The sequence below is a fragment of the Candidatus Aminicenantes bacterium genome, from assembly GCA_026393855.1.
Lineage (GTDB): Bacteria > Acidobacteriota > Aminicenantia > Aminicenantales > UBA4085 > UBA4085.
The window spans coordinates 21,200-40,979 of the sequence record JAPKZJ010000123.1 but is presented as its reverse complement, the minus strand read 5'-3'; the positions used below and the strand labels follow the sequence as shown (position 1 = coordinate 40,979).

General features: G+C 65.1%; 18 protein-coding genes. 3 read left to right on the top strand and 15 right to left on the bottom strand.

All coding sequences use genetic code 11. The features are described from left to right. Positions 1-8: 8 nt before the first annotated feature. From NTZ26_15120 to NTZ26_15085, 8 genes are read right to left on the bottom strand one after another with little or no spacing between them, the layout of a single operon-like run. Positions 9-752: an RsmE family RNA methyltransferase gene (locus NTZ26_15120; protein MCX6561831.1), complete on the bottom strand. Its 744-nt coding sequence runs from the start codon at positions 750-752 to the stop codon at positions 9-11. Beyond that, complete coding sequence (gene dnaJ, locus NTZ26_15115; GenBank protein ID MCX6561830.1) at positions 749-1,888, bottom strand: molecular chaperone DnaJ; 1,140 nt, start codon at positions 1,886-1,888, stop codon at positions 749-751. The genes NTZ26_15120 and dnaJ overlap by 4 nt, the downstream gene beginning before the upstream one ends. After that, a complete protein-coding gene (gene dnaK, locus NTZ26_15110; protein ID MCX6561829.1) occupies positions 1,875-3,452 on the bottom strand; it encodes a molecular chaperone DnaK in 1,578 nt (525 codons plus the stop codon). The genes dnaJ and dnaK overlap by 14 nt, the downstream gene beginning before the upstream one ends. A 1-nt stretch (position 3,453) precedes the next feature. Then, complete coding sequence (grpE, locus tag NTZ26_15105; GenBank protein MCX6561828.1) at positions 3,454-4,137, bottom strand: nucleotide exchange factor GrpE; 684 nt, start codon at positions 4,135-4,137, stop codon at positions 3,454-3,456. 13 nt (positions 4,138-4,150) lie between these two features. Continuing rightward, positions 4,151-5,197 carry a heat-inducible transcriptional repressor HrcA gene (gene hrcA, locus NTZ26_15100; GenBank protein ID MCX6561827.1) on the bottom strand — a complete coding sequence of 349 codons (1,047 nt, stop codon included), beginning with the start codon at positions 5,195-5,197 and terminating at the stop codon, positions 4,151-4,153. Positions 5,198-5,228: 31 nt separating this feature from the next. Further along, complete coding sequence (gene amrB / locus NTZ26_15095) at positions 5,229-6,017, bottom strand: AmmeMemoRadiSam system protein B (GenBank protein ID MCX6561826.1); 789 nt, start codon at positions 6,015-6,017, stop codon at positions 5,229-5,231. A 31-nt stretch (positions 6,018-6,048) separates the two neighbouring features. Then, positions 6,049-7,377: a saccharopine dehydrogenase NADP-binding domain-containing protein gene (locus tag NTZ26_15090; GenBank protein MCX6561825.1), complete on the bottom strand. Its 1,329-nt coding sequence runs from the start codon at positions 7,375-7,377 to the stop codon at positions 6,049-6,051. Further along, positions 7,370-8,713: a bifunctional lysine ketoglutarate reductase /saccharopine dehydrogenase family protein gene (locus tag NTZ26_15085; protein MCX6561824.1), complete on the bottom strand. Its 1,344-nt coding sequence runs from the start codon at positions 8,711-8,713 to the stop codon at positions 7,370-7,372. Before NTZ26_15085 ends, NTZ26_15090 begins: the two co-directional genes overlap by 8 nt. Positions 8,714-8,837: 124 nt before the next feature. Between NTZ26_15085 and cysS the strand changes: the two genes are divergently transcribed. Continuing rightward, positions 8,838-10,262 carry a cysteine--tRNA ligase gene (cysS, locus tag NTZ26_15080; GenBank protein ID MCX6561823.1) on the top strand — a complete coding sequence of 475 codons (1,425 nt, stop codon included), beginning with the start codon at positions 8,838-8,840 and terminating at the stop codon, positions 10,260-10,262. Then, complete coding sequence (locus NTZ26_15075) at positions 10,229-10,597, top strand: YraN family protein (GenBank protein MCX6561822.1); 369 nt, start codon at positions 10,229-10,231, stop codon at positions 10,595-10,597. The genes cysS and NTZ26_15075 overlap by 34 nt, the downstream gene beginning before the upstream one ends. Before the next feature lie 13 nt (positions 10,598-10,610). On the opposite strand, the gene NTZ26_15070 is transcribed toward NTZ26_15075, so the two are convergent. The 5 genes from NTZ26_15070 to NTZ26_15050 all read right to left on the bottom strand — a co-directional run bounded on the left by NTZ26_15070 (position 10,611) and on the right by NTZ26_15050 (position 16,008). Next, on the bottom strand, positions 10,611-12,812 hold the full coding sequence (locus NTZ26_15070; GenBank protein ID MCX6561821.1) for a TonB-dependent receptor: 2,202 nt from the start codon (positions 12,810-12,812) through the stop codon (positions 10,611-10,613). Positions 12,813-12,858: 46 nt separating this feature from the next. Beyond that, a complete protein-coding gene (folK, locus tag NTZ26_15065; GenBank protein MCX6561820.1) occupies positions 12,859-13,341 on the bottom strand; it encodes a 2-amino-4-hydroxy-6-hydroxymethyldihydropteridine diphosphokinase in 483 nt (160 codons plus the stop codon). 22 nt (positions 13,342-13,363) lie between these two features. Beyond that, positions 13,364-14,779 (bottom strand): (Fe-S)-binding protein, encoded by a 1,416-nt coding sequence (locus tag NTZ26_15060; GenBank protein MCX6561819.1) that lies wholly within the window; start codon positions 14,777-14,779, stop codon positions 13,364-13,366. Then, positions 14,776-15,483, bottom strand: a complete 708-nt coding sequence (locus NTZ26_15055; GenBank protein ID MCX6561818.1) for a hypothetical protein — start codon at positions 15,481-15,483, stop codon at positions 14,776-14,778. Before NTZ26_15055 ends, NTZ26_15060 begins: the two co-directional genes overlap by 4 nt. A gap of 81 nt (positions 15,484-15,564) precedes the next feature. Beyond that, positions 15,565-16,008, bottom strand: a complete 444-nt coding sequence (locus NTZ26_15050; protein ID MCX6561817.1) for a CGGC domain-containing protein — start codon at positions 16,006-16,008, stop codon at positions 15,565-15,567. 475 nt (positions 16,009-16,483) lie between these two features. Here NTZ26_15050 and NTZ26_15045 point away from each other — a divergent pair, with 475 nt between their 5' ends. Then, positions 16,484-17,659 carry an aminotransferase class V-fold PLP-dependent enzyme gene (locus tag NTZ26_15045; GenBank protein ID MCX6561816.1) on the top strand — a complete coding sequence of 392 codons (1,176 nt, stop codon included), beginning with the start codon at positions 16,484-16,486 and terminating at the stop codon, positions 17,657-17,659. Between the two features lie 16 nt (positions 17,660-17,675). Here the strand turns inward: NTZ26_15045 and NTZ26_15040 are convergent, their stop codons facing one another. After that, positions 17,676-17,996, bottom strand: coding sequence for a TusE/DsrC/DsvC family sulfur relay protein (locus NTZ26_15040; GenBank protein MCX6561815.1), 321 nt, complete (start codon positions 17,994-17,996; stop codon positions 17,676-17,678). A gap of 67 nt (positions 17,997-18,063) precedes the next feature. Next, positions 18,064-19,734, bottom strand: coding sequence for an aminotransferase class V-fold PLP-dependent enzyme (locus NTZ26_15035; protein MCX6561814.1), 1,671 nt, complete (start codon positions 19,732-19,734; stop codon positions 18,064-18,066). Positions 19,735-19,780: the final 46 nt, after the last annotated feature.

The following is a 19,780-nucleotide window of genomic DNA, read 5'->3' as shown; positions in this document are numbered from 1 at the left end:
GAACACGATCAAAAACTCCCGGCGTGGATCAGGATCGCGACGGCGCTTAAAGCCGCCGTCTCGGCTCGTAGGATGTTCGCCCCCAAGCTGACCGGTTCATAGCCCGCGGCGACGATCGAGCCCACTTCCCCTTCCGAGAAACCGCCCTCCGGCCCGATCAGCACCAGCCAAGCGTCGTCTGCGGACGCGGGGAGAACGGCGGCCGCGGCGATGACGTCCTTGAACGGCCGGCCGCCGTGCTCGGTCAGAACGACTTTGCGGCCGGCCCGGTCGCCGGCAAGGAACGAGGCCAGCGGGACCGGCGGCTCGAAGGCCGGCAAACGGCCGCTCTTGCACTGCTTGGCGGCGGCCAGGGCCACCTGCCGCCATCGATCGAGCTTTCGGCCCCCCCCGTCCTCCAGCCGGACGACCGATCGTTCGGCCAGGACGGTCAGGATGGCCGCGACACCCCATTCGACCGCGCCCGAAACGACTTCATCCATGGCCTTGTTCTTCAACAAGCTCTGAACCAGCGAGACGCGCGGGCCCGAGCTCCCGGGAGCGAGACGGAGGCCCAGCTTCAGCCGGGTCCGTTCGGGGCCGACCTCCTCCACCAGGGCCTTGACCTTGCCGCCCTCCTCGTCGAAGAGCCAAACTTCGTCGCCGGGCCGCAGCCTCGCCACCCGGCCGAGATGATGGTGCTCCGGTCCTTCCAGCAGGCATTCGGCCCCGGACAGTCGGGCTTTTTCCAGGAAAAACAGGTTGGCCGTCACCGCCCATCCTTGGCCGCGGCAGGCCGGGTCCGCCGGATCGTTTCGCGGTCGATGATCTCCAGGGGCTCGCCCCGCAGCGATGCGAACTGACGCAACAAAGCCTTCTCGTCCTTGCCGAGGTCGGCCGGCGTCTGAACATGGACGCGGACAAAGAGATCCCCGGTCCGGCGGCTGTCCAACTCCCGAATCCCCTGCCCTTTGATCCGAAAAATCGCTCCGGATTGGGTCCCGGCCGGAATCTTGAGCTTCTCGACGCCGCCGCCGAGCAGCGGGATCTCCAGCGTCAGCCCCAGGGCGGCCTGGGCGAACGACAGCGCCACCTCGCAGTTCAGGTGGCTCTCCTGCCGTTCGAAGAAATCATGCGGCTGGAGCCGGATGCCGACATAGAGGTCGCCGCGCGGCGTTCCCCGTTCGCCGGCCTCGCCTTCGCCCGTAAGCCGCAGGCGCGTCCCGCCGTCGATGCCGGCGGGAATGCGGACGCGGAGGTCTTTTTTACTCCGTTTGAGCCCGCTGCCCCGGCAGTCTTCGCAGGGCGAGGAGACGATCTCACCGGTGCCCCGGCAATGGAGGCAGGTCCGGGCTACAGAAAAGAAGCCTTGCTGATGACGGACCTGGCCTCTCCCGCCGCAAGTCGGACAGGCGGATTTGCGGGTGCCTGGCTTGCTCCCCGAGCCGTGGCAGGCTAAACAAGGCTCAGCCCGGTCCAGGGCGATCTCCTTTTCCGTTCCGGCGGCCGCTTCCTCGAGGCTGATCTCGATCTCCAGGGCCAGGTCCTGGCCCCGGGCTTGGATCCGCGATCGCCGTCCGCCTCCGAACAGGTCGCCGAGGCCGAAGTTGAAGCCGAAGAAATTGCCCAGGATATCCTCGAAATCCTCGAAGACCGTCGAGTTGAAGCCTTGAAAGCTTTCGCCCCGCAGCCCGTCGTGCCCGAACCGGTCGTAGGTCGAGCGCTTCTCGGCGTCGCCCAGGACGCTGTAGGCCTCGGCCGCCTCTTTGAACCGATCCTCGGCCGCCTTGTCGCCCGGGTTGCGGTCGGGATGGTGGCGGAGGGCCGCCTGGCGATAGGCTTTCTTGATCTCCTCGCCGCCGGCGCCCCGGGGAACGCCTAGGATCTCGTAGTAGTCACGTTTGGCCATGCTTGGTTTCCCGGGCCGCAGCCCGCTCCATGATCGCGTCGCGCTGCGGGCGGCTCAGCCCCGAGGATGGCTGGACGACCATCTTCTGCTCACGGCCGGACGCCGCGTCCCGGGCGGAGACCCGGACCATGCCGTTGGCGTCGATCTCGAAGGTGACGTCGATCTGCGGAATGCCCGCGCCGGCCGGGGCGATCCCGACCAGGTCGAACATCCCCAGCGAGGTGTTTTCGCCGGCCTTGGGGCTTTCGCCCTGCAGGACATGGATGCGGACCCGCCGCTGCCCATCCTCGACCGTGGTGAAAGGCTTGCTCTTGCGGACCGGCAAGGTGGCATTCTTCTCGATGATCCGCTCGAACCCGTCCTGATCGGTCTCGATGCCCAGCGACAGCGACGTCACATCCAGGAGCAGGACGATCTCGTTCATCTCGCCGGCCAGGATGCCGGCCTGGATGGCCGCCCCCACGGCCACGCCCTCGTCGGGGTTGAGCTGGTCGTTGGGGGCTCGGCCGAAGAATTCGGCCACCCGCCGGCGCAGCAGCGGCATGCGCGTCTGCCCCCCGACTAAGATGACTTCCTCGATGTTGCCCGCCCCCAAGCCGCACGCGGCCAGGGCCTTCTGGATGAGCGGAAACGCCTTGTCGACCAGGTCCCGGGTCAGCTCCTCGAGCAGCGGCCGGGTCATGGTCTTGCGCAGGTGGCGCGAGCCGGAGGGCAGGGAGGAAATGAACGGGAGGTTGATTTCGGACTCGTGGGTGAAGGACAGCTCCCGCTTGGCCTTCTCGGCCGCTTCCTTGATCCTTTGCAGGGCGTATTTGTCATGGGACAGGTCTTCCCGCGTCTCTCGCCGGAACTCGGCCAACAGCCAATCGACCAGCCGCTGATCGAAGTCCTCGCCGCCGAGGAAGGAATCGCCGGCCGTGGCCAGAACGTGGAAGACGCCGTCGCTGATCTCCAGGATGGTGATGTCGAACGTCCCGCCGCCCATATCGAAGACGGCCACCTTGCCGGCTCGCTTGCGATGGAGCCCGAAGGCCAGGCTGGCCGCGGTCGGCTCATTGATGACTCGCAGGACATCCAGCCCGGCGATGATGGCCGCGTCCTTGGTGGCCTGCCGTTGATTGTCGTCGAAATGGGCCGGCACGGTGATGACCGCTTCCCTGACGGTCTGCCCGAAATAGGCTTCGGCGCTCTTCTTCAGGTAACCCAAAACGAGAGCCGAGACCTCCTGCGGCGTGATAACCCGCCCGCCGGCTTCGATCAGAACGTCGCCGTTGGCCGCCTCGGCCAGCGTGTACGGCAGGCGCCGGCGGGCTTCCTGCACCCGCGGCGAACGGAACTTCTGGCCGATCAGCCTTTTAATCGCGTAGAGGGTTCGTTCGGGATTGGTCAGGGCTTGCCGCAGAGCCAGGTTGCCGACCAACGTCTCGCCCGAGGAAGTCAGGCAGACCATCGACGGCGTCGTCGGCGCGCCTTCCAGATTGGGGATGACTTTGGCCACGCCGTCGATCATCCCGGCCAGACAGGAGTAGGTCGTTCCGAGGTCGATGCCGATGAGGGGTTCCATATCAGTCCTTTTTGGGGATCAGCACCTTAACCAAGGCCGGCCGCAGCAAGCGGCCGTGCAGGCGGTAGCCGCGCTGCAGCTCCTCGGTCACGCGGGGCTCCTCGACCTCGGTCGAGGCCTCGGTGACGATGGCCTGCTGGATCGAAGGGTCGAAGGCGTCGTCCTTGGTTTCGATGGGCTCGACGCCGCGCTTGCGCAGGAGGTCCGTCATCTGCTTGTGGATGAGGCCGATCCCTTCCTGGAATCCGGCCGGGTCGGATCCCGGTTCGGCCTGCAGAGCCCGCTCGAAGTTGTCCAGGACCGAGAGCAGCTCCTTCATCAGATCGGCCAGGGCGAACTGGAAGTATTCCCCTTTCTCCCGCTCCAGGCGCTTGCGCTGGTTATCCGTCTCCGCCACGGTCCGCAGGTAGCGGTCTTTGAACTCGGCGAGCTCCCGGCGGACGTCAGCCAGGGCATTTTCGGGCGGGTCCGCCGAAACGGGCTCGTCCTTGTCCTTCCCCCGTCCCCCCCGTCTCCGAGGCAAGTGAGCCGGCTCCGCTTCCCCCGCGGTTTCCGCCGCCGCCGCTTCGGCCGGAAGCGATGAAATCCCCGACCCTTCATCGGGCGGGATTTCGTCCACTGGGGCAGCCATCACGTCCGCCGCAGGGCCCTGATCCGTCTTGAGCTCGTCGTTGTCGCTGGTCATGCGTAGTCTCACCTCAGGAGGGTTTCCGGGTTATGGTCCGGCTCAGCTTCGTAGCCACATGATCGACCAGAGGGATGATCTTCTGGTACGGCAGACGCTTGGGGCCGATGATGCCCAGCGAGCCCAGCACCTGATGGGCGTCCCCGTAATGGGATAGGATCAGGGAGCAGTCGGCGATCTCGGGCACATTGGCCTCGGCCCCGATCAGGACCTTGACCCGATCCAGGGCGATAAAATCGGAGAGCAGCTTGGCCAGGTTGGCTTTCTCCTCGAAGCTCTTCAGTAGGGTCTTGAGGACGGTCATGTCCGCTTCGTCGAACTTATCGATCAGCCGGGAGGCGCCTTGGACAAAAATCGGCGGCTCCTTTTCCTCCTGGGTCACGGACGACTTGAGGAGGGACATCAGCCGGCCGAAAGCCTGGTCGAACTGCGACTTGGCCCGGGGCAGATCCCGCAGCAGGTAGTCCCTGACCGAGGCCAGGCTCTTGCCGGCGAAATTCTGGTTGATGTACTGCGAAGCCCGGTCGAGCTCGGGTTGGGTGAAATCGGTCTCGACCGCGACGATCTCGGTCAGAACCATGTTGAAGGTCGTGACCAGGATGACCATGACCTTGGCCTCGCCGATCTGGACGAACCGGAGGTGCTGGAAGTTGATCCGCGAGACCCGCGGCGAGAGAACGAACCCGACGCTGTCCGAGCCGTCGGCCAGGAGCCGCGACGCCCCGTCCAGAAGGGCGTTAAGGTCCCCCCGGCGGGAAGCCAATCCCTCCATCGCGATTTCGGGCTCTTCCCCCCCCCGCGGCCCGTCGACAAGCAGGGTGTTGACGTAGAAGCGCAGGCCCAAGTCGGTCGGAACGCGCCCGGCCGAGGCGTGGGGCTGGGTCAGGTAGCCCATTTCCTCCAGCTTGACCATGATATTGCGGATCGTGGCCGGCGAGTCGTTCAGGGTCTTCCGGCCGTGAATGAGGCCGGAACTGACGGGACAGCCCGATTGCAGATAGATTTCGACGATCGTCCTCAGGACGGTGCGGTCTTTCTCTCGCAGGCCGGATTGGGTCATGGCTGGCGAGGATTATTATATCATGCCGGGATCAGGCGATGCGAAGGCCGGCGTATCCGACGACTTCCCGCTCCTCGCCCGTCCGCTCGCCGGAATGGGCGTACATGATCAGGTCGGCTTTCCGGGCGCCCAGCTCGAGGGCCGCGGCCAGCACGGCGGCCGCGGGCTGGAAGCCGCACATCGAGATGGATTCGGAGCGGACGATCTCCACCAGGCCCCGCGGATCCAACTCGAGAATCTTCTGGATGGCCAGGAAATCTTTTCGCCGGGCCTCCTCGGCGCCGACATAATGGCTCATATCGGTGGAGGCGATGAGGAGGACATCGCGCCCGCATTCGCGGATCGCGGCGGCGGCAACCCGGCCCAGCTCGAGCAGGTCCTCGACCCTGGCTTGGATGGAGACGGCGACCGGAACGATGGCCGGCGCGGGGCGAAGCGCCTGCAGAAAAGGCAGCTGAACCTCCAGCGAGTGCTCCATCTCGTGGGCCGAAGGATCGATCCGGACAAGGGGCAAGCGCCGGACCAGCGCCTGGGCCAGGTCGGCCGCGATGGGGACGTCGCCGAGAGGCGTCTCCCAGACGCCTTCCGTCATGACGGCGAAGATCGGCCGGATCGGCCGGTGGCTGGGGGCCATGATGATAAACGTATCCGGCAGATCGGCCGAAGAGAAGACCGCCCCGGCCACCGCCCCGGAATACTCGTAGCCGGCATGCGGCGAGATGAGGGCGATCGCCGGGCCTCGGGAGCGGCCGGGCACCAGAAGATGGGCCAGCTGGAGGCGCAAAGCCGCTGGATCCCGCGGGTAGAAAGCCCCAGCCACGGCCGGCCGCCTCCGGGGAACATCGCCCATCTCAGACCGCCGCTTCGTCGCGCCGCTCTTCGAAGATCAGCCCCCGGCCGGCGATCTCGGCCAGGATGGGTTCGTAGATTTTGGGCCAGATCGGAATCAGGACGCCGCGCCGGGCGATGCGGCCCTCCAGCAGGAGGCGCGCCCCCGCGGCCGCCGGCAGCCCGACCGTGCGGGCCATCGCCGAATCCCCGCCCGGGATGCCGTAGGCGATCAAGGTCGAAGCGATCCGGATCGGCCGGCCGCTTCCCATCCGGGCATCGATGACGTGCCGCAGCAGGATCATGTCCCGCTCGCCCGGCTCGTAGCGCAGCTTGCGCAGCATCAAGCGCTCCAGAACGTCGAGCGGCGATCCGTGTGCGATCTCGATCAGGTCGTCGTCGAACAAGCCCAGCCAGGCCATTCGGTCCAGGATGTCCGAAGCCGGATCCAGCCCCAAACGAGCGGCGACGGCGGCCCGGGGATCGCCCCCGGACGAGGCCTCAACCAAGGCCAGGGTCAGGGCTCGCGGGCTCCAACCCTCCAGGACCCGCCCTTCCTGGCCCAGATAGCCCAGCGAGGCGATGGCTTTCATCGTTCGGCACCAGCCGGGATAGCGGTATGTCCCGCGGAACATCGAATGCGCTTCGGGGATGCCGTAAAGCGCCAGGTAAGGAACCGAGTTGCGGTTCGGGTAGCCTTCGAGAAGCCCCATCCCAGGCACGGGCAGGACCGCGTAGTGGTCGAAGAGATCGCGTCCGGGAATGTGAATTTCCCGGCCGTCCTTGAGGTAGTGGGCGTCGTTGGTTCCGGCCAGAAGGACGCCGCGCGGCGACCAGGAGAACTTATAGCCGAACGGGTTGGTGTTCGCTTCGGGCGCCGGCAGGCCTCCGCAGTAAGAATTGAAGCCCAGCACGGTCCCGCCCGATGCCTGGACGCCATGGATGATGCGCATGGCCTCCATGTGGTCGATCCCGGGGTCCAGTCCGACCTCGTTGAGGAGGACGATGCCGGCCTGCCGGGCCTCGGCGTCCAGGGCCCGCATGGCGTCGCTGGCGTAGGATGTCGTGACCATGTTCTTGCGATGGCGCAGGCAGGCCCGGGCAACGCCGACATGGAAAGCATAGGGCACCAGGCTGATGACGATGTCGGCCGCCGCGACTTCCTTGTCCAGGGCCGCCTCGTCCCTCAGGTCGAGGCCGAAGGCGGAGGCCCGGGGGTCGTCTCCGGCCAAGACGGCCGCCTTATCGGGCTCCAGGTCGCCGATCCGGAGTCGTACGTTTTCGCGCTCTAAAAAATAGCGAACGAAGGGACCGGCCACAAAGCCGGCGCCGAGGACGAGGATGTCAGGCATGGGGCGCCTCCGAGGATTCCTTCGGCTCCAGGAAATCGCGCAGATACTCGAAGCCCGGCGTCAAGCGACCCCGGCACAGGATCATGGCCCGCTTCAACGGACCGGGCAGGTCGCAGACGCCGTCGTTTCTCCCGAAATCCGTCTTGGCCAGAATCGGGATAAAGGCTTTCAAAGCCTGGCTGAAGAAGACCGAGGACTCGAGCGGAATCTCGGCCGGGAGATTGTCGACGGCCATGACGGCCGGCCCCCGGCCTTCGAAACCCGAACGGGCCGTATCGGCGGCGGGGTCGTAAACGAAAACCGGATCGGCCGGGTCAGTGGAGTGAAGGGTGAATTCGATGCCGCCCTCGACGTCGCAGGAGATATCGCCCACGACCCGAAGACGGGGCTGGCCGGGCGCTCCATAAAGCTCACGGATGAAGGCCTTGCTGGCGAACCGGGGATACGCCGGCGCCCAGAAGATCCCGTTGACCAGGACCGTCAGGTGCGGCAAATAAGCCTCCAGCAAGGGCTCGTAGGCGTCCGGGTTCTCATAATAGTCCTTCAGCTCGAAGAGCCGCCGCGGGCTTCGCGGCCGAACCAGATGCTCTTCCCGGAATACTGTCTTATAGACGCGGTGGGCCGAATAGTTCTTCTGGCGGAGGAAGGAGCCGAAGCGCTCCGGCGGGATTTCCTCCATCGGCAGAAGGTCGAAGATCTCCTGCGCCCCCTGCGACACGTGGCCGTAGCCGTTGAAGCCGCAGATGAACGGAACCAGCGCCTCGGGCAGACCGTCCGTCCGAATGGCGTGGGCGACCTCGGCGATCTCCTCTTTGGCCTCGACCAGGCTGGTGTAATGGTATGTCTGGAGCAGGCCGCCGAACGGGCTCGCGGTGCCCTCGGCGTCGAGCTTCCGGCCCAGGGCCCAAAGGGTGTCGATCATCCCCGCGTGGCCGGCCTGGCGGCCGAAAAAGAGGAGGCGGCGGTTCTGCTCGTCCGTGATCTTCTCGTAATCGATCAGAGTGCATCCGAGCTCCATCAGCCTTCGCAGCATCGGCATATTGTGGGCCTGCCCCTTGATGGTGTGGGAAAAAAATAGATATGTTTTGCCCGCCTCGAGCAGCGGGAGCGGGATCTCTTTGACGGCCAGGATGACCGCGCAAGGCTCCAAGCTTTCTTCGACGGGCACGCCTTCCATCCGGTAGTCCTCATCCCGAAAGATGCGAATGGTGGAGGGCTGGACGATGAAGCCGAGCCCGTTCTCCTGGCGGAGGTCCCGCAGGTGGCTGGGGATGAGCGGGACGCGCCGCTCCCAGCGGTTCTTGTCCTCGCGCCGGATGCCGATGGTGTTTGGCATGACTGAATCCTAGCCCCGAAGGGAATGGACGGTTGATCGGTAGACTGAATTATGACATATCGGATCAATCCTCGGCAATAGCGGCCTTCCCTTTTGCCGCCTGGATTCCTATAATGAGTCCATCATGTTCTCCTTCCACAATACTCTCGGCGGCCGCAGCGAGCCGTTCGAGCCGCTTGTCCCGGGCCGGGTCGGCCTCTATACCTGCGGACCGACGGTCTACGGCGCCCCCCATATCGGGAACTACCGGTCCTATGTCTTCGAGGATCTCCTCAAGCGGGCCTTGAAATTCGCCGGGTACGGCGTGCTCCACGTCATGAACATCACCGATGTGGACGACAAGACGATCCGCAACGCCCGGGAGCGTGGTCTGGCCCTGAACGATTACACGGCGCCTTTCATCGCCCAGTTCATGGCCGGCCTGCGGTCGCTGCGCATCGAGCCGGCCGACCGCTACCCCCGGGCCACCGAGCATATCCCGGAGATGGCCGTCATGATTCAAGGACTCTTGGACAAAGGCGTCGCCTATCGCAAGGACGGCTCGATCTACTTCGCCATCGCCCGCTTCCCCGGCTACGGCAAGCTCTCGGGCATCCGACCCGAGGACCTGCGCCAGACGGATCGCGTCGGCGCCCGCCTGGAGGCCGACGAATACGAGAAGGAGAGCGTCCGGGATTTCGCCCTCTGGAAAGCGCCCAAGGAAGGCGAGCCGGCCTGGGAAAGCGCGATCGGGCCCGGCCGGCCCGGGTGGCATATCGAATGCTCGGCCATGAGCGCCAAATACCTCGGGCCGAGCTTCGACATCCATTGCGGCGGGGTCGATAACATCTTCCCCCACCACGAGAACGAGATCGCCCAGTCCGAGGCCTATACCGGGCGGCCGTTCGTCCGATACTGGCTGCACTGCCATCATCTTGTCGTGGACGGGGAAAAGATGTCCAAATCGAAGGACAATTTCTACACCCTGGCGGACTTGGAAGCCCGGGGCGTCGATCTCTCCGTGCTGCGGTTTTTTCTCCTTTCGACCCATTACCGCCGCGTCCTCAATTTTACTTTCGAAGCCCTGGACCAGGCGGCCGCCGCCCTCAAACGGATCACCGCTTTCCTGTTCGAGCTCAAGTCGCGGGCCTTCGCCCCGGGGACTACGGATGAGGCCGCGCGGCTGATCGACGAGGCCGAGCGCGGCTTCCTGGCCGGATTGCAGGACGACCTCAACATCGCGATCGCATTAACGGCTCTCTACGAATTCATCCGCAAGGCCAACACCTTGATCAAGGACGATCGGCTGCGGACCGGCGACGCGGCGGCCATGTCCGATCTCCTCGGCCGCCTCGATACGGTCCTGGCCGTGCTCCCGGACCGCGGCCCGGAGGCCTTGATCGAGGACGGGATCCGGGCCCGGATCGAGGAACGGGAAGCGGCCCGCAAGGCTCGCGATTTCAAGCGGGCCGACGCGATCCGCGGCGAGCTCCTGGCCGCGGGCGTTCTCTTGGAGGACACGAAGGACGGCGTCCGATGGAAGATCATCAAGACGGGCGGCGGCGCCTAGGCCGTTGGGGAGAAGACGAAGCCGCGCGGCATCTGGTCCGCAAGGGTTATGAGCTGATCGAGCGCGGGTATCGCGGGCTGCGCGGCGAGATCGACATCATCGCCAGGGACGGCGAGATGCTGGTTTTCGTCGAGGTCAAGACTAGGACCGACGAGGATTTCGGCCCGCCCGAAGAAGCCGTCACGCCGGCTAAGCAAACCCAGGTCCGGCGGATCGCCCGGGCCTTTTTAGCGGAGAAGGGTCTCGGCTCGCCTTTTTGCCGCTTCGACGTGATCGCCGTCGAGATCGCCGAGGACGGGAAACCCGTCCTCCGTCACCTCATCGACGCCTTCTGATCCCGGTCAAGGGTCAGAAGCTGAAGCTCGCCCCTATCTTGACGCCGCGCCCCGGCTCCTCCATCGCTTCGGGATCGGCCCGGCCGAGGTATACGCGGTCGGTGAGATTGCCCGCGACCAGGAAAAGGCCGAACGGATGAAGATAGTAATTCGCCTTCAGGCTGAGGACCGAGTAGGAGGGGATGGCGATCTCGGCCGGCCCGGGATCGCTTTTGCGCCGCTGGAGAAGAGCCGTGGCCTCGACCGAGAAGCGACCGAGGAAGACCCGGCCGCCCAGGGTCAGGCGGGCGGGAGGCACGTCGTTCACGGACGCTCCGATCGCGACGCTCCGGCCCTCGAGAAGGGCCAAGGAGCCGAAGACCATCCAATCGGCCGACGGGTGGAACTCCGCCTCGAGCTCGAGCCCCCGGATGCGGGCCTTGTCGAGGTTCCCGTATGTATAAATTTGGGGCGCAACCAGGTAGCGGTCGATCAGCCCGGCGATCGTGTACTGAAAGACATAGGCCCCGGCATAGATGCGGCCGCCGATCCACTTGAGGCCCGCGTCCCAATTCGAGCTTCGCTCCGGCGTCAGATCCGGTTGGGCGATGATCATCCCCCGCCCCGTGATCCCGGTGTAGAACAGCTCGCTCAGCCCGGGCGTCCGATACGCCGTGGAGAGGTCGACAAAGGCGACCAGCCGCCGCGACAGATGATAGGAAAGGGCGAGGAAGCCGGTCCAGGGCGAACGTCGGCTTTCCAGGCTCGTCTCGCCTCCTCCGGGGTGGGCGGCTTGAACGATTGAATCCCAACGAACCCCGCCGACAAGGTCGAACCCCAAAATCCCGGAATAGTCGGCACTGAGATAGAGGCCGACGTCGCTCCTCCGGCCGCGGTCGTAGGCCTTCTCGTCATACGTCTTGGTCAGTGCTCCGGACCCATCGAACGATTCCTCGTGCAAGATCGCTTGAACGCCGCCGCGGCCGAAATAATCCAGGCCCGCGGTCAGCCGGAACGATTCGCTCAAGCGCCGGGCGAAGGACAGCTGGGCCCCGAAATCCGTTGTCTCCGTCCGGCTGAAGGAATCCTTGTCGACATATCCGGCAGCGGCGATCGTTCGGGTCCGGGTTTCGAGGAAGTTGGGATTGGCGTAGGCATTGAAAGCCAGCTCGCCTCCGGCGAAAGCCTTTTCCCGCCAGGCCAGATGGATCAGGTTCTCATTCTCACGCGGGTACCAGGTCGGCTTGGCGGCGCTTGTCCGATTGGGTTTGCCGATGTCCGTGCCGCGGGACCCCAGCAGGCTCAGGCTGACACGGCGGGCTTCCGTCTCATAGACGACCTTGCCGAAGAGCCCGTTTTGCGCGTACTGGGACTGCAGGACGCTGCCCAAGGGCGAGCGATAGTTGCCCGCGTCGAGCCCTTGGCAGGAAAGATGGAAGCCCCAAGGCCCCCGGCGCCCGGCCAGACTCAGACCGTAGGACTTTTCTCCGTTGTTCGAGCCGTAGCCGGCGTGCACGCGGCCCGAAAAGCCCGCCTCGACCGGAGGATCCGCGGTGAACAGCTGGACGACGCCGCCGATGGCGTCGGATCCGTAGAAGATCGAAGACGGGCTGCGGAGGATCTCGATGCGGCCCAGGTCTTCGGGACTGACAAAGGAGGCGTTGGGCCCGGTCCTCCGGTCGCTGACGATTCGGCAGCCGTCGACAAGCAGGAGAATCCGGTTGCGGGCGAGCCCCCGGATCGAAGGCACGAGCGAGAAACCGCCCGAGCCGAGAGGCGCCAGGCCCGGGATATCGGACAGGGCCTCGGTGATGTTCGGCGCCATCCGCTCGGCCAGGGCCTCGGAGGAGACGACGGTCTGGGCGGCCGGGATCTTGGAGATCGATTCGGGGTACCGGAGCGCGGTCACCGCAATCTCCTCGCTCTGGCGGATGAGCGGCGTCAGGCGGACGATGACCGCCGCGGATCGATCGCCGGGACCGAACAGGATCGTCTCCTCGTAGAAGGAAGGGTGTTTGACGATGAGCCGGTAGCGCGCGGCGCCTGGAACTTCGAGGGAGAACGCGCCGTCGGCGTCGGTCTCGGCCCGGACGGATTCGCCGGCGACAGAAACGATCGCTCCGGAGACGGGCTTGCCGTCGAGAGTCACAACTCGGCCCTTGACGACGCCCTCGGCCGCCGCCGAGCCCAGAACGAGACTGCCGACGAGGAGGAGGATGGACGCGGTTTTTCTCATGAGAGGCCGATGCTATCGATTGGGCGGAAGGCTGTCAATCGCTTGTTCAACCGGGCCACAGCTCCACCCACGACGGATCGGGGCATCGTCGGAGGAGCGTTTGGATCGCGGCCTTCAGGACCGGATGGCGAAGCCCCGGAGCGATCTCGGCCAAGGGAACAAGGACGAAGCGTCGCTCGGCCAGGCGGATATGGGGAATGGTCAGGCCGGCCGTGCGGAGGACGGTCTCCCCCATGAGCAGGATGTCGATGTCGATCGGCCGGGGACGGTCTTTCCCGGTTGACCGACGCCCCAGAGCGGCTTCGATCGACTTGGCCAGGATCAGAAGCTGCCATGGCGTCAGGTCGGATTCCGCCTCGACCGCCCCGTTCAGAAACCGGGGCTGATCCTTGCGCCCGACCGGCTCTGTCTCGTAGATCGAGGATTCCCGCAGGAGGCGAACTCCTCTGCAAGTCAAGGCTTCGCGGGCGGCGGCCCAACAGGCGGCCCGATCGCCCAGGTTTCCGCCCCAACCGAGATGGATCTTCATGGGTCGATTCCCGCTCCCGGCGTCAGAGCACCAGCGCGGCGTCGACAAGCTCCAGAATCTGGACGACTTTCATATCCAGGCCATAGTGCTTGATGACGTCGGTCAAGCCGTCGATGCAGTTATGGCACATCGTGCAGACGAGCTTGGCGCCGGTGGCCTCGAGCTGCCGGGCCTTGACGGCGGCCGCTTCCAAGCGGACCGGGCGGTATTCGGCCATCGAGAGGAGACCGCCTCCCCCGGTACAGCAATAGTTCTCCGTCCGGTTGGGGGTCATTTCCCGGAAGTCCGCGCAGACGCGCGCCAAAACCCGGCGCGGCTCTTCGGTGATCCCCCCGGATCGGGCGATGTTGCAGGAGTCATGAAACGTCACGGGCAGCGGGTTGCGGCCGGGATCGACCCGCAGCCGCCCCTCTTCCAGCCAGCGGAAAAGCGTGACGACCACCGATTCGCTTGGGACATCCTGGTCGCGACCGGCCCAGCCGTAGCCTTCCCACCGCGTCGAGCGGAAGCCGTGGCCGCATTCCGAGATGACGATCCGTTTGGCCTTCAGCCGGGTCGCCGCGTCGTAGGCGTTGGCGGCCACGAACGCCCCCAGCGCGTCGTCCCCGGAAAACAAGCCGAAGTTCGTGTTGTCCCAACCCCAACGGGGCATCGTCCAGGACTCTCCGGCCAAGTGGAAGATCTTCGCTGCCTGTCCGATCGATCGCGGATCGAACTTGATCTCGCGGGGATTGATGACATAGAGGAAGTCGCAGCCCTCTTTGTCCACCGGGATGTCGACCGTGTCGGTTCCCAGCTCGGCCCGGACTTCGTCGCGCATCCAGGCCAAGGTTTCCAAATAGTCCTCCTCGGAAACGCCCATCTGGTTGCCGGTGTCCCATTGATCCCGGCTGACGTTGAAGATCCCCTCGGGCACGATGCCCAGCTCGGTCAGGAGGCCGCGGGCGAAGCGGATCAAGCCGGCGGTGTCGACCCCCATGGGGCAGTTGAGCGTGCAGCGCCGGCAGCCGCTGCACAGGCCGAAGACCACGTTCTTGAGCTCGTTGAGATCCTCGTCGTCGACCGGCCGGCGGGCTCCGACCCACCACGGCGCGATCCGCCCCGTCCAATCGATATGCCGCTTGAAGATTTTACGGATCCGATCCGCCTTGGCCACGGGAGCCATCTGCGGATCGTCGGGAAAGGCCAGCGAGTAGTGGCAGGCATCGGCGCAAAGTCCGCAGTGGACGCAGCCCGTGAACGAGACGGCCAGCTGCCTGTTCATCCGCCGGGACAGCAGAGCCAGGAACCGCTCCACATTCCTCCCGTCCGGCCGGTACGTGGCCAGGCGGCCGTCCTCGACGCAGCGCGCTTTCTCCGTTATGGCCTTCTCCTGCGTTCGGACATCGAGAGGCAGATCGATGACCTGACGCGATCGGGGCGCCGTTGTCCGGCTCATGACGGCCTCCCGGCGGCGGTTCCGTCCGCGGAAGATGCGGATCCGCGCCGTCCGCGGGCCGGCGGCCAGACGCCGCGGCGGCCCAAGGTCAAGCCCAGGAAATAGCGGGTGAACGGATAATAGAGGTAGTGGCAGATCTTCGAGAACGGGACGTAGACGAGAAAGAACGCCGTCAGGCCGAAGAACGCGATCAGAGCCGCCTCCCCTTTCTCCGGATGATTGGGAATCGCCAGCGTCCCGGCTAGAAAGAAGGCGATCATCAGGGCCAGCGAAGCATAGTCGTCGGGCCGGCTGATGGAGCGGAGGGTGCGGTTGGACAAGCGCCGGACGAGGCGCAGAACGCCGGAGGCAAAGGCCGCGCCGATGACGATCTGGAAGCCCCGAACGATGAACCGCTTTTCGAACAGGCCGGGGGCGTAGGGGATGATGAAAGTGGCGGCGATCGCGGCGACGACACCCAGATGAAAGAAGACGAACTGGATATAGAAGAAGGGGCGCCGCCGGATCGACTCCATGGCCCAGGGCATCGCCACGCTGCCTAGGGAGTAGCCCGCGCCCCTGAACCCGCTGCCCTCGGCCAGCCCGCGATCGCGAGCCGAACGGAAACGGAAGATCCATGCCAGCCGTAAAATATAGACGAGGGCCAGGAACGCGAGGCAGATCAGTTGGACCTCGTTCTCGAGCGTTTTCAGGAAAGGGCTCATGCCGGATCGTCTCCCAGCCCGAATCGGACGGACTATTATACAGGCCCCGATGATCGAATCCAATCGGGCGAGTCCTCCGGTCTAGTTGTAAGCTTCCATGACCTCCGGGCTTTCGGCCAGGAGATCCCCCGCCAGATCGGCCATGCCGGACTCCTGCCAAAACGGAAGCCGGTCATGGACCTGCTTGTATTTCAGAGGAATGGGATGGGTCCCGATGACGACCGGAAGGCCGTAGCGAGCCTCGATGAACTCCTTGAACCGCCGCAAGTGGGGGCAGGGCGGATAGCCGACGATGAGGCCGGTCGCCAGGTGGATGGCCTGGGCGCCGTTCTTTTTCATCTCCTCGGGCACCGATTCGATGTTTCCGCCGGGACAGCCTCCGCAATTGGAAAAGCCGACGATCTCGACGGTCTCCTCTTTTGGGTAGCGGGCGAACGCGCCGGCCCGCTCCCGCAGGGCCCGAAAGCATTTGCCGCCGCCGCAGCTTTGGTAGCGGGCGCAGATGACGATGCCGATCCTGGTCATGGCCGAGTCTCCTTTGTTCCTGTCCCGGCCCCCATCGGAGCCGGCGCCCCGCGCCGCGGGGGAAGTCGATTTCATCGCTTCGGAGGGCCGCTGTCAAGCGAGTTGTGCGTCTCGAAAATCTATTGGCCAAGTCCCAAGCGAGCTGGACGCACGACCGCCGGGGAGTATGAGGGAGGCGGCGAGGCCCCCTCAGGGGGTCAGCGGAGCGCCGAAGGGGGGCTTGTCTCCCCCCTGGAAGTGTCCCGTCTCCGGGGAGACTGTGGGATTGGAATTTCTGAGACGGGACACTAGGCCCGATTGATTTTCGGCCGGCCTTCCACTAGTATAAGCCCGCTCGATGAGCCCGGCGTATTCGCAGGGCTCATACGGAGCGGCGCTTTTGGCCCCGCTTTGAAAATCGGGGTTTTAGCGCCGCGAAGGTATGGAAAACTCCGCCGCCCGCCGGGCGCATTCCGCAGACTATTCGGAGGCCCTGATGATCGACACCGACAAAATCATATTCCTGGACAACGGAGCCACCTCCTATCCCAAGCCGGAGGAGGTCTATGTCTTCATGGATCGCTTCTACCGGAAATTCGGCGTCAATCCCGGCCGCTCGGGCTACGACCTGTGCCTGGAAGCCGGAGAGATGCTGGAAGGCACCCGGAAGCAGATGGCCTCTTTTTTCCACGGGGCCGACCCCAACCGGCTCTGTTTCACCTACAACTCGACCGACGCCCTCAACCTGCTCATCTTCGGCTTGCTCGGGCCGGGCGATCATGCGATCACCACGACCCTCGAGCACAATTCGGTCCTGCGACCGCTCTTCCACTTGAGCCGTGATCACGGCGTCGCCGTCGATCATGTGGCCTTCAACGCCGCCGGGTTCGTCGAGCCGGAGGCCATCGCCGCCCGCTTCCGGCCCGAAACCCGGCTGGTGGTCGTCAACCACGCCTCCAACGTCATCGGCACGGTCCAGCCCATCCGGGAAATCGGCCGACTCTGCCGCGAGCGGGGCATCCTCTTCCTCATCGACGCCAGCCAATCGGCGGGCAAGGTCCCGATCGACATGGAAGCGGACTTTCTGGACGCCGTGGCCTTCACCGGCCACAAATCCCTCCTCGGCCCGACCGGGATCGGCGGCCTCTATGTCCGCGAGGGCGTCGAGGTCCGGCAGACCCGGGCCGGGGGAACCGGCGTGCGCTCGGCCCAGCGGTCCCATCTCGAGGAATATCCGTACCGGCTGGAATTCGGTACTCCGAATATCATGGGCATCGCCGGCCTCCATGCGGGCCTGGAGTGGATCCAAAGCCAAGGGATGGAGACCATCCACCATCGGGAAATGGCGCTCCTGGCGCGGTTGGTTGAGGGGTTGCGGCGGATCGACCGGGTCAAGATCTACTGCCTGGACGGCCTGGCCGATCACATCGCCGTCATGAGCTTTAACCTCGATAACCTGGAGGCCGCCCACGTCGGCACCATGCTCGACGTCGATTACAACATCGCCTGCCGGACCGGGCTCCATTGCGCACCGATGGTGCATGAACAGCTCGGAACGGATAAGATCCACGGCGCCGTCCGCTTCGGTATCGGCCCTTTCAATACCGAGGCCCACATCGACGCGGCCATCGCAGCCGTCCGGGAGATCGCGGCGACACCCGTCCGGCGCTAGGCGCTTCGCCGATCACTTAAACGCAGCCGTCGGGCTTGGGCAGGCCGGCCAGCTTGCAGGCCCCTTTGGCCGGGCCCGAGGGGAACAGCTCGTAAATCCGTTTCAAGGTGAAGCCCGACGCCTGGCAGACTTTGCGGACCATCGGAGCCATGTTCCTCTCAACATAGAAGCCCCGGATAAAATCGATGACTTTCCAGTGATCCGGAGTCAACGTCTCCAGCCCCTCCTCATGCCGAGCCAAAGCTTCGGCGACGGCGGCATTCCAACAGGCGGGAACCGCGAGAAATCCTTCTTCGTTGAGCTCGACGGCTTGGCCTTCGATCGTCAGCGTCGGCATGGCGTGGCTCCAGTTTGAGATTCGGAAGGAGCATTTTACCACAGCCCCCTCGGAAAATCCGCCGCCTCTAGCGAGCCCGGATATAACGGAAAAACTTGAGCCCCTCGATCGCCTCCGTATCCCTGATATAAGCGGGCTCGCCGAGCAAGGCCAGCCGTTCCGCCTCCGCCTCCGCCTCGGCCAGATAGAGGCACCGCAGCTCCGACAGCGGTTTGTCCCCGGCATCCGTCCGGGAAGGATGCCAATCGACCGACAGGATCGGCCGCTCTTGCGCTTCGTCCTCTTGCATCCACTCGCCTGTAGACCGGTCGAAAAGGTAGAGCCGCAGAAACTCCGCCCCCCGCCGGGCGATGAAAGCCAAGGCTGCCAGCAGAAAATCCACGTCCTCTTCGGTAAAGGTGTAATGGAGGTTGATCCGCACCCAACCCGGCTTGACACCCTGATAGCCGCATTGGATCGCCTGCCGGTACTGCAGGGATCGTTCGTGGTTGATGTCCAGCAGGAGATGCCCGTAGGGCCCGGCGCAGCTGCAGCCGGCCCGCGATTGGATGCCGAACAGATCGTTCAGCAGTCGGGCCACGAATTTGGGGTGGAGGATACGGTCGCCGTGCCGGATGTTGAACGAAAGGATCGGCGTCGATTCCGGATCATCGGGACGGCCGATCACCTCGACCGCCGGCAGGCGGCCGAGTCCATCCAGGAAGCGGGCCCTCAGGCCCGTCTCGATTCGGCCGATCACGTCGGCTCCGATCTTGTCCTTCAGGTCCATGGCCAGCGCGGCCCGGATGGTCTGCAAAATGGGGGGCGTCCCGGCCGATTCCCGAGTCTCAATGTCGTCGGAGAAATCGTGCGTAGTCGGCCCAACGAAGACGACCGTCCCGCCCCCCGCCGTCGTCGGCGCGAGATCTTTGCGGTACAGATGATCGTTGATGACCAGGATCCCGGCGCTGCCCGGCCCGCCCAGGAACTTATGCGGCGAAAAAAAGATCGCGTCGAAATAGGCTTCCCCATCCTTATTCATGTCGATCTCGACATAGGGGGCGATCGCGGCAAAATCGAAAAAGACCGGGCAGCCGTGCCGGTGGCAGAGGCGGGCGACATCGTAGACCGGCGTCCGCAGCCCGGTGATGTTCGATCCGGCCGAGAAGGACCCGAAGCGCATCCGTTCGGCGAAGCGCGGATCGGTCAGCTTGTGCTCCAGATCGGCCAGATCCATCCGGCCGCGGCCGTTCAGCCCGACAACGATAACCTCGACGAACGCTTCCCGCCACATCAATTCGTTGGTGTGGTGCTCGTAGGGGCCGATGAAAACGACGGGCTTGCCCCGGTCCAAGCCGGCCGCCAGGGGGCCGACGGCGGCGATCCGCTCGCGAAAGACGGGCGCCACGTAGAGGCCCAGGATCTCCAAGAGCTTTTTCAAGGCCGCGGTCGAGCCCGATCCGGCGGGAAGGACAACACCCCGAGGCCCGGCGTTGACCAGGCGGTGGATGAGATCGAGAGCGGCGTGGTAGAGGCGGGTCGAACGGCGGCCCGAATAATCGTCCTCGGTATGGGTGTTGGCGTAGGATTCCAGGATCTCCCGGATCTGGTCTTCGATGGGCGCCAAGCCCCGACCGGACGCCGTGTAATCGGCGTAGAACATCCGGCGCCGCCCATACGGGGTCGAGAACTCCAGGTCTTGTCCGATGATCCGAGCCCGGGCGTCTTCCAATCTAGCCAATCCGCGGGTCGTCGACATGGGCATGCCTCCTGGGGGCTCATTATACCCGATCCGGCGGCAGGCG

What these genes read in the sequence shown, in the direction of transcription:
- dnaJ (MCX6561830.1), bottom strand. Translation starts at nt 1,888, where the DNA reads ATGGCCAAACGTGACTACTACGAGATCCTAGGCGTTCCCCGGGGCGCC.
- dnaK (MCX6561829.1), bottom strand. Translation starts at nt 3,452, where the DNA reads ATGGAACCCCTCATCGGCATCGACCTCGGAACGACCTACTCCTGTCTG.
- grpE (MCX6561828.1), bottom strand. Translation starts at nt 4,137, where the DNA reads ATGACCAGCGACAACGACGAGCTCAAGACGGATCAGGGCCCTGCGGCG.
- hrcA (MCX6561827.1), bottom strand. Translation starts at nt 5,197, where the DNA reads ATGACCCAATCCGGCCTGCGAGAGAAAGACCGCACCGTCCTGAGGACG.
- NTZ26_15090 (MCX6561825.1), bottom strand. Translation starts at nt 7,377, where the DNA reads ATGCCTGACATCCTCGTCCTCGGCGCCGGCTTTGTGGCCGGTCCCTTC.
- NTZ26_15085 (MCX6561824.1), bottom strand. Translation starts at nt 8,713, where the DNA reads ATGCCAAACACCATCGGCATCCGGCGCGAGGACAAGAACCGCTGGGAG.
- cysS (MCX6561823.1), top strand. Translation starts at nt 8,838, where the DNA reads ATGTTCTCCTTCCACAATACTCTCGGCGGCCGCAGCGAGCCGTTCGAG.
- NTZ26_15075 (MCX6561822.1), top strand. Translation starts at nt 10,229, where the DNA reads ATGGAAGATCATCAAGACGGGCGGCGGCGCCTAGGCCGTTGGGGAGAA.
- NTZ26_15070 (MCX6561821.1), bottom strand. Translation starts at nt 12,812, where the DNA reads ATGAGAAAAACCGCGTCCATCCTCCTCCTCGTCGGCAGTCTCGTTCTG.
- folK (MCX6561820.1), bottom strand. Translation starts at nt 13,341, where the DNA reads ATGAAGATCCATCTCGGTTGGGGCGGAAACCTGGGCGATCGGGCCGCC.
- NTZ26_15060 (MCX6561819.1), bottom strand. Translation starts at nt 14,779, where the DNA reads ATGAGCCGGACAACGGCGCCCCGATCGCGTCAGGTCATCGATCTGCCT.
- NTZ26_15055 (MCX6561818.1), bottom strand. Translation starts at nt 15,483, where the DNA reads ATGAGCCCTTTCCTGAAAACGCTCGAGAACGAGGTCCAACTGATCTGC.
- NTZ26_15050 (MCX6561817.1), bottom strand. Translation starts at nt 16,008, where the DNA reads ATGACCAGGATCGGCATCGTCATCTGCGCCCGCTACCAAAGCTGCGGC.
- NTZ26_15045 (MCX6561816.1), top strand. Translation starts at nt 16,484, where the DNA reads ATGATCGACACCGACAAAATCATATTCCTGGACAACGGAGCCACCTCC.
- NTZ26_15040 (MCX6561815.1), bottom strand. Translation starts at nt 17,996, where the DNA reads ATGCCGACGCTGACGATCGAAGGCCAAGCCGTCGAGCTCAACGAAGAA.
- NTZ26_15035 (MCX6561814.1), bottom strand. Translation starts at nt 19,734, where the DNA reads ATGTCGACGACCCGCGGATTGGCTAGATTGGAAGACGCCCGGGCTCGG.